The sequence below is a fragment of the Paenibacillus sp. FSL H7-0737 genome (assembly GCF_000758545.1).
Taxonomy (GTDB): domain Bacteria; phylum Bacillota; class Bacilli; order Paenibacillales; family Paenibacillaceae; genus Paenibacillus_AQ.
Map to the genome: position 1 here is coordinate 4529938 of NZ_CP009279.1, position 12178 is coordinate 4542115.

General features: G+C 40.4%; 12 protein-coding genes. 4 read left to right on the forward strand and 8 right to left on the reverse strand.

The genetic code is table 11. The features are described from left to right. The first annotated feature begins 32 nt into the window (after nucleotides 1-32). Both H70737_RS29895 and H70737_RS19885 read left to right on the forward strand, forming a co-directional pair. Entirely contained in the window at nucleotides 33-770 is a 738-nt protein-coding gene (locus H70737_RS29895) for a LytR/AlgR family response regulator transcription factor (protein ID WP_052404359.1), read from the forward strand. Beyond that, a complete protein-coding gene (locus H70737_RS19885) occupies nucleotides 763-2070 on the forward strand; it encodes an ATP-binding protein (protein WP_042189958.1) in 1308 nt (435 codons plus the stop codon). Before H70737_RS29895 ends, H70737_RS19885 begins: the two co-directional genes overlap by 8 nt. A gap of 75 nt (nucleotides 2071-2145) precedes the next feature. On the opposite strand, the gene H70737_RS19890 is transcribed toward H70737_RS19885, so the two are convergent. After that, nucleotides 2146-4254 carry a DUF5054 domain-containing protein gene (locus H70737_RS19890; RefSeq protein ID WP_042189960.1) on the reverse strand — a complete coding sequence of 703 codons (2109 nt, stop codon included), beginning with the start codon at nucleotides 4252-4254 and terminating at the stop codon, nucleotides 2146-2148. A gap of 228 nt (nucleotides 4255-4482) precedes the next feature. Continuing rightward, entirely contained in the window at nucleotides 4483-5634 is a 1152-nt protein-coding gene (locus tag H70737_RS19895; RefSeq protein ID WP_042189961.1) for a substrate-binding domain-containing protein, read from the reverse strand. Between the two features lie 123 nt (nucleotides 5635-5757). On the opposite strand from H70737_RS19895, the gene H70737_RS19900 reads away from it, so the two are divergent. Continuing rightward, nucleotides 5758-5967: a hypothetical protein gene (locus H70737_RS19900; protein WP_042189964.1), complete on the forward strand. Its 210-nt coding sequence runs from the start codon at nucleotides 5758-5760 to the stop codon at nucleotides 5965-5967. Between the two features lie 18 nt (nucleotides 5968-5985). Here the strand turns inward: H70737_RS19900 and H70737_RS19905 are convergent, their stop codons facing one another. The 5 genes from H70737_RS19905 to H70737_RS19925 form a co-directional block, all read right to left on the reverse strand. Continuing rightward, nucleotides 5986-6471, reverse strand: coding sequence for a DinB family protein (locus H70737_RS19905; RefSeq protein ID WP_042189967.1), 486 nt, complete (start codon nucleotides 6469-6471; stop codon nucleotides 5986-5988). A 44-nt stretch (nucleotides 6472-6515) separates the two neighbouring features. Then, entirely contained in the window at nucleotides 6516-7607 is a 1092-nt protein-coding gene (locus tag H70737_RS19910) for an LCP family protein (protein WP_052404360.1), read from the reverse strand. A gap of 204 nt (nucleotides 7608-7811) precedes the next feature. After that, nucleotides 7812-8039: a MerR family transcriptional regulator gene (locus tag H70737_RS19915; RefSeq protein ID WP_042189969.1), complete on the reverse strand. Its 228-nt coding sequence runs from the start codon at nucleotides 8037-8039 to the stop codon at nucleotides 7812-7814. Between the two features lie 121 nt (nucleotides 8040-8160). Further along, nucleotides 8161-8361: a cold-shock protein gene (locus tag H70737_RS19920; RefSeq protein WP_036685790.1), complete on the reverse strand. Its 201-nt coding sequence runs from the start codon at nucleotides 8359-8361 to the stop codon at nucleotides 8161-8163. A 283-nt stretch (nucleotides 8362-8644) separates the two neighbouring features. Next, on the reverse strand, nucleotides 8645-10753 hold the full coding sequence (locus H70737_RS19925; protein ID WP_042189971.1) for a methyl-accepting chemotaxis protein: 2109 nt from the start codon (nucleotides 10751-10753) through the stop codon (nucleotides 8645-8647). 181 nt (nucleotides 10754-10934) lie between these two features. On the opposite strand from H70737_RS19925, the gene H70737_RS19930 reads away from it, so the two are divergent. Beyond that, a complete protein-coding gene (locus tag H70737_RS19930) occupies nucleotides 10935-11339 on the forward strand; it encodes a CBS domain-containing protein (protein ID WP_042189973.1) in 405 nt (134 codons plus the stop codon). A gap of 81 nt (nucleotides 11340-11420) precedes the next feature. Here H70737_RS19930 and map read toward each other — a convergent pair whose 3' ends face one another. Continuing rightward, nucleotides 11421-12167: a type I methionyl aminopeptidase gene (map, locus tag H70737_RS19935; RefSeq protein ID WP_042129378.1), complete on the reverse strand. Its 747-nt coding sequence runs from the start codon at nucleotides 12165-12167 to the stop codon at nucleotides 11421-11423. Nucleotides 12168-12178: the final 11 nt, after the last annotated feature.

A 12178-nucleotide genomic window follows, 5' to 3' on the forward strand; every position in this document is an offset into this window, starting at 1 on the left:
TTATTATTTATAACACAGGAGGGGAATTTCACATGATACATATTGCTATTTGTGATGATGATTTCAAGGCAACAGAATATATTGAGAGATTGATCCTTAACCATCCCATTCAGCAGACCGTAAAGATAGAGGTATCCATATTCTATTCTGGTGAAAGCTTCACGAAAGCCATTCAACATGGTTGTCCATTTGATCTTATTTTTATGGATATAGAAATGAAGGGAATAAGCGGAATAACAGCGGGTCATATATTACGGAGAGATTGTGATAATGATAGGGTTCGGTTGATTTACGTATCGAGCCACGAAGAGTATCATGTTCAACTATTTGACGTTCAACCTTCTGGTTTTATAAAGAAGCCTATACATAACGAGTCTTTTGAAAAAAAACTAATCTCTATGATTCAGCAAATAAAGGTCAAGCGTCAGCAAAATCAACCAAAATTACTGCCTGTACACCAAAGTGGAACTAAACTACTTATTCCAATCCGTAATATTATGTACTTGGCAAGTGATCGCCGAAAAATCATTTTGCAAACAACGGAAGATCAAACGGAATATTACAGTACTTTATCTATAGAAGAAGGAAAGCTACCTTCGAAGCAGTTTGTGCGGATTCATCAATCGTATCTTGTGAATTTCGATTACATAAAACAAATTCAGGGCAAAAAAATTGTATTAACGAGTGGGGAAGAACTTCCGATTAGCGATAAGCAAAGCACCGTAGTGAAAAAGAGTTATTTGCAATTCAGGGGGAGTCTGCTTGAATAATATTCTACTGGATGAACTGTTCTATGCCCTCACACTGGCAGCTCTCCCATTTATCATTCATTATTTCTATGATCATTGTTTCCCACGGCTTTGGGAATCCAAAGTAATCCTTTATTCCGTATACACTGCTTATTATATTTTCGTACTCCTCCTTCATTACAGCCCACTCCCCGGCTTATGGATGCTAGGGCTTAATATAGTGGGGATCGTTCTCTTGTCCTTTTTGTATAAAGGAAAAATACAATGGCGAATTGGTGCTGCTTTATTTATAGTCGCACTGATTATTCTTTCAGATGCAGCTACTGCACCTGTGTATACGACAAGCGGATACATCTTTACCTTGTTTTTGTCGAAGATTCTGATGTTTATACTGGTACAGATCACGCTTCGGTTTACCAAAGCTTTTGGCGAGGGTAGTCTAAGCAGTTGGTATTGGATCGGGCTGTTCTGCTTTCCGTTTATCAGCATCCTCAGTATTGCAAAATTATCGGGCGAGCTGTCATTGCGGGAATATCCGGCGTTGTATCCGACTTTGTCCGGAGGATTGCTGTTAATCAACTTCCTGATCATTCTTTTGTGTGATCGTGTATTAACCATACAATCGGCACAGAATAAAAACTACTTGTTGGAACAGCAGAACACCTACTATATGAACCAGTATCTGCTCACGAAAGAAAGGCAGCAAGAAGTCTTTACGTTTCAACATGATTTCAGGAATATCTTGCTCGGCCTGAGGTCTCAATTACAAGCTGGGGAAAAAGAAGCCGGACTGAATGATGTGGATAAGCTTCTTGGAGTAATAGAACTCTCTTCAGGTGAAAGTAATACCGGCTCCATCCTAATCGACTCTATCATTAATTACAAGTCGCAATTTGCCAAAAAGCTGGGTATTTCCTTTCAAACGGATATTAAGATTCCACCTCAGCTTGACCTTGATGCTTATGCATTTAGCATTATTCTAGGGAACACCCTTGATAATGCCATAGAAGCATGCAAGCATCCAGGTGTGACTCAGCCCTATATTAAATTCCAACTTCATTATCATAAGGGTACTTTATTTATCAGAATACAGAATCCATATCAGCATTCAATACGTATGAATCATTTCGGGGAATTAGCCACAACAAAACGAGACAAGCATTTTCATGGTATCGGTCTAAAAAGCGTAAAGAATGCGGTAGAAGAAATCGGCGGAATATGGGATATCATCTATGAAAACCAAATTTTCCAAGTGGAAATTTGTCTTTTTAACATTGAGATCTTATCAGTTGCAGAAACTGAGCAAAAATGCACCTCATAGAAAGACATCGGACCCAGAGGGTTTTCCAATGTTTATTCTAAGGGGTGCATTTCAGTCACAAGTACATCTATTATTTTACTTACGGTTCGATTGTAAATTTAGACGAAAACGAAATACTGCATCTTCACCGTACCACATAGGGAAATTGGTACCCCAGATATTGTTGTGCAAATTAAAATGCCATCCTTTATCTAGAGAAACAAAAGAATTATCAAATTGTAGCAGTCTTTTTTGACCCGGTGCAGCCAAAGCAGCATCCATGGTTTCGATAAAGGCGCTCCCATCTGCCCCCTGATAACTAACGCCACGTCCAATGGCATGAAGATTACGATTCCCGTCCTTCACTACACGCAAAGGTGAGACTGGCAAGCCCATCTTATCCATCATCCAAAGATTTGGATTATCGACATTCAATGCACAACCGAACCAGCTTGCTTCTGGAAGGCGGTTCGCTTCTTTTCCGAACCATTGCAGTGATACGTCAACCGTACCTTCATGCTCAAAATCATACACTAATTCAAGTTCCTTCGGCGCACCATATAATTCATAGGCTTGTACCGGCATGCGTAAACGTAGCAAGAACCGTTTGCCGTTTACTCGCTTCATATCAGTCACGATGGGCTCATATAGCTGATGGCTAGGTAATGGTCGAACGAATTCAAAGCCAGGCTTATTAAAGTCGGCATCAGACCATGGATGGGTGAAGCTTAAATTTTGCATATAGGTACGGAAGTATCTGGCGTAGTCCTCCGTTCCAAACGTCTCATAGGCGTAAACGCCGAACGGATGGCTTTCGTCTACCCATACTTTCTCATTAGCGTCCGATAAATGAACAAGTGAGCCATTCACGCCAAAGGTCAGTTTGTAACCTTCAACCGCGTACACCTCTTGGACACTAACCTGCTCAGCATCAGCGGAACAATCTTTCCTCGTAGGCTCTAGCCTACCGAACGCTTCCTTTGCCTCCGCTTGTTTATCTTTATCCAGGCATACGACTGCCTGATCCAGATAGCCTCGTTGCTCCGCCCAAGAACGTTCGATCATCGAATACTTTCGGACGCTCTGTTCTGAGGCAAATAAACCACTAGAATGTTTATCGAATTCATCCATAGCGAATGCACCAATATAATTGAATTTCGCAGGAATATCGTCTACATCAATCTCGTCCTTGATTCTAGCATCATTGAAATCTTTTTTCGCATAGTTTCGAAAGTCAGGAAGCCATTTCTTTACGTCTAAACCCCATGTATGCTCTGCTACCATCAACATAGCATCGCTCATCCCTTTATAGGCAGTACTATGCTCGTCTAAGCTTCCTTCGGACAGCCATTTGCTTCTCAAACGTTGAAGCTCGCGAAGCTTGGCAAGTTTTAATGGATCTGTCCCTGCACCATGAATCCAAGTATCACCGATTTCTTCACTAACCACAGGAAGCTGCTCGCGAACTTGCATAAGACTTCTTGCAAATGCATCTAGTGAAGACGCTATAATCTCAGCGTCAGGGTATCGTTCTTGGATTTCACGGAACTGCTCTTCGATTTCCTCAGCACTTGGCGGCCCACAATTGTCACCTGTATGCGCAAATAGCAATATATCGTCGATCCCTTCAATCTCAACCGGCTCTCCGTAGCTTCCGGCATAGTTCACAATTAATTCGCTGCCATCCTCTACCTGCCAGCGAAACAGCTTTGGTACATCAGGACGCATAGATGCTGGGTTAACTCCGAGATGCATATACTGAATGCCTGCTTTCTGCATATACGGAACCATGGACAGGGTATGACCTGGCACATCCGTCATTTTGGCGGCTATCGTTTGTTTTCCAAATTGTTTATCAAGCTCTTGGCTGATCGTTAGCCCGTATTGGAAAAGCTCCTTATCCATAAGCTCTGTATGTGTAGTGAACGGTAACCCATGCCACACTATATGTCCTTTACGAATTGCCTTCTCCATCGCTTCTCTTTCCGAAGCAGGTGCGCGATCCAAATAATAACGAATTAGCCAGGATCCAGTCGTCCATACAAATTGCGCGCGGCCTCCTTCAGCCTCTAATGTATCGGCCAAAGCGATCGCTTTCGGAATATACTCTTCCATGTATTGTCTTAATACATGCGCAGCCAAATTCGTGAACCCAATATCCAAATGCGTTTTAAATACAACATGGACCTTCTTAGTGTTATTCATTTTCCCGACCTGCTTCCGTTAGATTATGGCTTATAGAAAACTGGAATTTCCAACGATCTATTTTCAGATTATTATATGTCACTGATCTATACAACCAAATAGTCCGAAATAATAACATTAAATAATATGAAAAATACAATGTCGCAATTTTATATCACTGATATAAAAAAAACTCTTCCCTCCACAAAAATGTGGGGAAAGAGCCTCAAAAGTTAATTTACAAGCGAATTATTTAATAACGTTGGGTCTAACGGAGCTTCGCTCGACGATGGTGGTATCAATCTTAATCGTTAGCGCCCCTTCACGTGAATTATCCATCCGTTTAACAACTCGCTGGACAGCTGCTTGTCCGAGTTTCTCTGTAGCTTGTCTTGCTGTAGTTAATGGAACCGGCAGCAAGCTTGCCAATTGAATGTCGGTAAACCCTATGATAGACAAATGATCCGGAACCAATATTTGCATGGAGATTGCCGTATACAAGCATGATGCAGCGATATAGTCGTCTGCACATACGACTGCCGTTAAAGCGGAATTATTACCTAAAAACGACGCCAACTGCACATTCGGAGCATTCAACTGATGCATATAATCTTCTGAGCAGCTCAAGTAAATTTTACGGCTGTTTACCGGCAGATCATGATCCAGCATAGCTTGAAGATAACCTCTATACCGGTCTTCCCTGCTCGTCACACCATCAAATGCCATTGAAAGATATCCGATTTCCTGATGGCCTTTCTCAATCAAATACTGGGTGGTTTTATAAGCCCCTTGGTAATGATCATGGTAGACACAGTCAATCTGCAACTCTCGAAAGATACGATCAATGATAACTAGAGGGTAGTTTAATAGACTAAGCTCCAATACTTTCTCACTGCACTGCGTACTCCCACGCGGATATAAAATAATACCCTCCACTTGATCATCGTACAGCTCTTGCAAGCATATGCTTTCGTCTTCTTTGTCCCCAGTCATTCGAATGAGTAAATGACAATTCGCTTCACGCGCTTCTTTTTCGACGGAAGTAATTATTCTACCAATATAATCATCCATATTAGGAATCACCAATGCAATCCTTCGTATCGGTTTCTTCTCCTCGATCACCTTCTCCAGCATCTGTTCACCGGAATGTGTATGCTGGTAATCAGCGGATATGAATGTCCCACGACGGGCATGGCGATAAACGATCCCTTTTTTCTCCAAGATCTGCAGAGCAAGCTTCGCCGTCATGCGACTGACACCGTACAACTTCGCAATTTCCCCTTCAGATGGGACAAGATCATGTGACTGAAGCCTTCTCTTCCTTATTTCTTCCATAACATGATTTGCTGTCTGTATATATAATAGCGGTTTCCGCTCTTTTTGATGATCCTGATTATCCATTCGAGTCTTCACCCTTTACTCTTCTATGCCGTTAGTCTAAATATTTCGAATGGGACATCTTGTTCTCAAAATAGAATGAACAGTGGATTTATATGCTGCGTTATCAAATAGGAGGTCAACCACTTGAAAAATAAAGAATCATTTGTATTCGTCACAATCCCACTATCCGAGATCAAGAAATTCATTCTTATTGACTTTGTAGCTGGAACGGTCATTTACTTTGCCATTAGGTTTCCCTTACATTCCTTTATAGCCGCCTCAGCCGGCAGCATGTTCGGCCCAATACTTATTCGCCAATCCATGAAATTGGTTCAGAATCGCGCTAAAGCTTAAACCATAAAAGGCAAGCTTTCAACCTTGCTGTATGTATTTTAGAAATTGTTCAATCTGTTTTTTATGATGCTTATCATGTGGTATAAAACTTCTCATATACTTGCGAACACTGAACTTCTTGCGGTCTCCATCCTTATATTCCAAATCACATTCTTCATCCGATAATCCAGAGACTGCATCTAAAATTCTAGATCTGTAGAGCACAAATTGTTCAATCAAGGTTTGCTTGGATAACAATTTGGCATACTCAATCGCGTTAGCATTAAATTCGTTAAAATCCAAATGTTTCGTTGTTAGTGGTTCTTTCAAAATAATCTTCTTAATAGCACCTTCATAGAAATATTTATCCCAGAGCATGAGGTGACAGAGAATATCCTTCACGGTCCATTTACCAGTAGCTATGGGCTTATCCCAATGTTTATCTGGCACCTCTTCTAATGATTTCACGAATGGAATAAGAGACTTAAATTCGAGTATCATTTGCTCCTTTGATTTTACTGCCATAGAAGCTAACCTCCGTGTGAATATAAAATAGAATAGCAAAAATATTATGCAGCATCATCCTTAGAAGCAGTTATTAGATCAGCCTCAGTAGATTCTGGATTCAGCCAAATCTCAATCATATCATGGGTACGCTTTACATCATTTTCATCGAGTATATAATACCATTGATCCGTATGTTTTCCTTCCCCTTGGAGCATATGACTCGTTATTTCAGGGGTTCCACCTTCAAGAATTACCTTCTTAGCCAAATCCAAAATAAAATCTGACTTCATATTGGTTTTAAAGTTACTGCCAGCAATTTCAATAATGTTCTGTATATTAAGAATATTATCTATTCTTTTCATCCGATCAAGCGCTGCTTTTAGGAAAATCCGTTGTCTCTCTGTTCGCTTAAAATCAGAATCTTCCCGATATCTTACATACATTAAAGCTTCCTTACCGGAATAGATCGCTTTGTTCGGCTCAATTCTTAGTTTCTCATGATCGGGGCTCTTATTCTCTATCACCTTGGTGATTGGAAGCACCACTCCTCCAAGAGCATCTGTAACACCCACAAGCCCATTAAAATTAATAGTAGCATAGTAATCAATAGGTGTGTTCAGTAGATTCTTAACGGTATCCACACTCATCTGAGGACCACCGTAGGAATGCGCTGCATTAATCTTGGTTTCTTTTCGTGCTCCTTTGATATTTTCTGCTCCAATAATTTCAGTATATGAATCACGGGGAATGGAGACGAGCAGTGCTTTATGGTCTACAGGTCGAATAACTGTATAAATAATAGAATCAGATAGTCCGTTTTCTTTGCCACGCTGATCGGTGCCTAGTAGAAGGATAGAGAAAGGACGGTCTTTATTTTCCGTCGTTGCTTGTATTCCAGATTCTTCAGTGTCTTCCAACGGCACATAGGACTCTTCAAGGGTGTGTTCAATAGTGGGTGCTACAACATTATTAAACCCAAAAATCATTAGTTCTTTACGGAAAATAAAGGATCCTAGCCCAACAAGAAGTAAGGTAGCGATCGAAAAATACCAAATCTTCATTTTCTTGCTGATTTTATTCTTTTTCACTTTCTTTTTCTCGATTCTACTTAAAGCAAATGAAGCAGGTGGATGAGTGCTCTGTTTATTTTTCATTTGAATGAATTACCCTTTCTGTTTATGCGACTTCTCACCATTAATGAACATCACTTTTTATTTGTGCCTACCCTCCATTACCTAAATATCCCATTATTATAGACGATCATTGGATCGATAAGTTTCTTTTTATAAGAAATTTTTGAGGCAAAAAAAAGACCACATCCTATCAAGGATGGGTCTGCTAAGTTTATTGAGGTTACATTAGGTTTTGTTCAGGATCGTATCGATTTCACTTTTCAGTAAAAGATACCTGACAACACTTCTCATAATTGGGACTTTGGTTAACTTATGCTGGTCTACATAGCTTTTCATTTGATCTTTAGACAGACCAAGCAAGCTACCGGCTTCAGACACAGTCAATACTTCTTTGTTGCTTGTAGCGTTAAAGGTTTTCTTCACTTTTAAATTCCAGTCTTCAAACACCTGCACTTACATCCGCCACCTTTCTACTAAGCGAGAAATATAAGACATAAAGTATTGTGTGAAACTTATAATTTCTTATATTTAAAAAAATCCCCAAACTATAAGTTTGGGGATTTTTTTCACAACTTTAGAGTTTTACAACATTCTCAGCTTGTTGACCACGATTGCCTTGAACTACGTTAAATTCTACACGTTGTCCTTCATCCAAAGACTTGAATCCGTCACCAGTGATTGCGCTGAAATGTACGAATACGTCTTCTCCGCCTTCAACCTCGATAAAACCAAAGCCTTTGTCTGCGTTAAACCATTTCACTGTTCCTGTTTGCATAATATAATTACCACCTTTTTTAATTTACATGTTATTCTTATCCCAAAAAAATCTCTTACAAAATCTCTAAAAAAATAAAAATTCACATATGGTACAAGGTTATTGTCATCTTAAGAATAACCCTCTACGCTATGTGAATTAGCAGGTAACTACTTTCGATATATTGATTATAGCACATCCGATGGCATGTAGATACCTTTTAGATTATGTAATAAATGGAAAAAACCCTGATCCTTTAGAAAAGGACAGGGTTTCCCACCTGTAATCACGATATCACATCAGTTTAAATTTTAAAATAAGACAATTTGTCCAGCAAATCTTGCACCATTGAGCTGAGGGATTCCGTCGAAGCTGAGATTTCTTCCATAGAAGCAAGCTGCTCCTCTGAGGCTGCTGCAACACTTTGTGAATCTGCGGACGCTTCTGATGCAAGTTCGGCTAATACTTTTACACTAGCTGAAATTTGCTCTGTACCAGCAGTCATCTGCTGTGCAGCTGCAGATACTTCCTGAATCTGATCTGTAACCTGTGTCATTTCAGCAAGAATCGATGTAAACAAAAGATCACTGTCAGATACACCCTGCACACCGATACGTACTTGCTCATTACCAACAGCCATAGCCTGTGAGGCTTGATTAGTATCTTGGACCACATGTTCGACTAATTCAGTAACTTGTTCGGCAGCTTGTTTCGTTTGATCCGCCAACATGCGTATTTCCGAAGCTACTACAGCAAATCCACGACCTTGTTCACCCACTCTGGATGCTTCAATTGCTGCGTTTAATGCCAATAGATTAGTCTGCTTACTAATATTTGAGATCAGACCAATAATCCCACTAATCTGTACAGATCTTTCACCTAGTCGTTCAATCGCCAGACTGGTCTCGTCCACGGATTGCTTAAGCTCTGTCATCTGGTTCACCGCCATTTGAAGCTGTGCACTGCCTCTCTTCGTTTGATCGGTTACTTCGTCTGCAGATGCAGACACCGCTGATGAAGAGTCAGCGATACGTTGCACTCCAATGCTAAGATCGCTCATGGCCAGAGAAGATTCTCCTGCATAACCATTCTGCAGTTGCGCTCCCTCGGCGACTCGTCCAATAGCCACAGCAATCTGTTCAGCAGCTTTCCCTGTCTGTTCCGCGTTCGCTGTCAACTCTTCAGAAGTAGCACCCACTGACATCGATAAATCAGCCACAATTCCAAACATTTCTCGAAGCTTATATGTCATCTGATTAAAATGTGAAGACATCTTACCGAATTCATCATCATTTCGAACCTGCAATGTTTGTGTTAAGTCCCCTTGAGCCATAAGCTGCAATTTCTCAGATAATACTCGAAGCGGTTTGATCACCATTAACCATAATTGTAAGACTATAACTATTCCTAGAATCAGCATCCCAACAATCATGATAATAAATGATTCTGTTTTCGTTTGTTCGTAATCAGCCATGATTGTGGCTTTAGGAATCGCAGTCTGCGTATACCATACCTGATCGCTTTCTGGCAGTGGAATCGGAACAAAAATACGAAGTACATTTTCTCCTTTCGAATTATTGGTGTACCCCTGAACCGACTTCCCATTCTTCACTTGTCTCCACAGTGCAGCTTTCTCTTCCGTATCACCGAAATCTTTAAGTACACTTTCTGGATCATTAGGATTAGCTGCATATTTGCCATTACCCGTGACTAGAGAAACGTATCCACCCATAGGTTTATATTTATCAGCATCCTCCTGGAGCTTTGATAACGAAACATCAAATCCTACCGTCCCAAGAAAAGTGCCCGATTTGTCCAAAATGGGCAGCATAACCGAAATCATCTCTATAGCCCCACCAGTCGTCTCATAGGAATAGGGTTCAATGTAGATCGGTTTTTTCTCTTTTTTAGGTAAAAGGTAATAATCACCCGCACCTTCTACATCGTAATTCTTTAAGGGTTCAACCGTTATTGAACCTTGATTCCTAAGAACATAAGGAATAAAACGCCCCGTACCATCATCATACGGCATCTTATTGATATTAGCCTGATCGTTTTGATCGAAGGCATTCGGTTCCCACACTGTACTAATTGCAAAAAGCTCGGGTCTATTCTCAAGCATCGATTTCATTGTTGAAATAACTTCTTCACGACTCAAAGTTTGATGTTCTCTTGATTCAACCAGTACTTCTGTGAATACCTTTGCTGCCGACTCTATGTCTACCATACTATTCTGAATAGTTTCCGCATAACTTCGTCCAGCAACTTCCGCCTCTAGTTCACCATTCGATATGCTCACACTTCGAAGATTAAGCAGATTCGCGATTAGACTAAAGAAAAAGATAACAATGATAACTAAACTTACTACCAGAACAAATTTAACCGTTAAAGAAAGCCTACGATATAACGCCATCTGAACAACTCCACTCTAGGATAATATACCTTATCTTTAATCGACAAAATACGACTATCACTAAATAGGTCTTTTCACCTATAATTAAATAATAAAATTTAAAACACCTATCCCTTCAAAAAGTATGTTTAAATAAAAGTAGCCTAACTAAAAAAATCTCAATACAAAGGAGTTCATGCCGATGGAAATATCCTCTTTTTTGTTGCCTAAAGATCAAGTTGCCTATATCACTAACTCACTATCCATGCTGGAAGCCTTAGAACAATTAGAGCAGCACCATTATACGGCTATCCCTATTATTGATAATGAAGGAAAATATGTAGGAACACTTTCGGAAGGTGATCTATTGTGGAAGCTGAAAAACACAGCAGGTCTAACTTTTGACAATATAGGAGAAGTTCCAGTAAGCGATATCCAGAAGCATGTTCATAACGAGAGCGTTCTCATAAATGCCGAAATGGAGGATATGCTGACGCTCGCCGCAGATCAGAATTTTGTTCCTGTGATTGATAAAGAAGGCGTGTTTGTCGGAATTATTCGTCGAAAAGATATCATTGAATATTATACTCGCAACATTACTGATTAACTGATTAGTTGAACAACAAAAAGACCTGATCAGCAACATCATGAGAAGATGAAGCTAATCAGGTCTATTTTCTACCCTAAATTATAGTTCAGTCAGGATAATGGTTCCTTGAGGGGTGATAGCTAATGTATGTTCATACTGTGCTGACAGACCGCCGTCAATGGTACGTGCAGTCCAACCATCCGCATCAATCTTTGTCCTGTAGCTGCCTGTGTTCAGCATCGGTTCAATGGTAAATACCATCCCCTCTTTAAGACGAGGTCCTCTGCCAGCCGGACCATAGTGAGGTACTTCTGGTGCTTCATGCATTTCTGAACCAATCCCATGGCCAATAAAATCACGCACAACTGAAAAACCATTAGACTCTGCGTAAACTTGAATAGCATGAGCGACATCCCCGATACGGTTGCCTGCAACTGCCTGCTCGATACCACGGAATAAAGATTCTTTTGTGGTGTCTAGCAATTTAGTCGCCTGCTCACTAATGTTGCCAATCCCATATGACCAAGCGGAATCTGCCAACCAGCCATCTAAGTTAACTACCATGTCTATGGTTACTATATCTCCATCTTTAAGTGGTTCCTTCTTCGGAAATCCGTGGCAGATTACATCATTTACAGATGCACAGGTTGCATACGGATATCCGTTATATCCCTTTTGCTCAGGAGTCGCTCCTTGAGACAGTATAAATTTTTCTGCAAATTCATCAATCTCCCAGGTAGTAATTCCCGGCTGTAGAATTTGCGCAATTTGACGATGACATTCAGCGAGAATTTTTCCCGCCGCACGCATTTTTTCGATCTCTTCCATCGTTTTCATGATAATCATAATATCGCCTC

Excerpts from the sequence above, each read along its gene's own strand:
- H70737_RS19895 (WP_042189961.1), bottom strand. The coding sequence starts at position 5,634 with ATGGATAATCAGGATCATCAAAAAGAGCGGAAACCGCTATTATATATA.
- map (WP_042129378.1), bottom strand. The coding sequence starts at position 12,167 with ATGATTATCATGAAAACGATGGAAGAGATCGAAAAAATGCGTGCGGCG.
- H70737_RS19890 (WP_042189960.1), bottom strand. The coding sequence starts at position 4,254 with ATGAATAACACTAAGAAGGTCCATGTTGTATTTAAAACGCATTTGGAT.
- H70737_RS19920 (WP_036685790.1), bottom strand. The coding sequence starts at position 8,361 with ATGCAAACAGGAACAGTGAAATGGTTTAACGCAGACAAAGGCTTTGGT.
- H70737_RS19930 (WP_042189973.1), top strand. The coding sequence starts at position 10,935 with ATGGAAATATCCTCTTTTTTGTTGCCTAAAGATCAAGTTGCCTATATC.
- H70737_RS19925 (WP_042189971.1), bottom strand. The coding sequence starts at position 10,753 with ATGGCGTTATATCGTAGGCTTTCTTTAACGGTTAAATTTGTTCTGGTA.
- H70737_RS29895 (WP_052404359.1), top strand. The coding sequence starts at position 33 with ATGATACATATTGCTATTTGTGATGATGATTTCAAGGCAACAGAATAT.
- H70737_RS19910 (WP_052404360.1), bottom strand. The coding sequence starts at position 7,607 with ATGAAAAATAAACAGAGCACTCATCCACCTGCTTCATTTGCTTTAAGT.
- H70737_RS19905 (WP_042189967.1), bottom strand. The coding sequence starts at position 6,471 with ATGGCAGTAAAATCAAAGGAGCAAATGATACTCGAATTTAAGTCTCTT.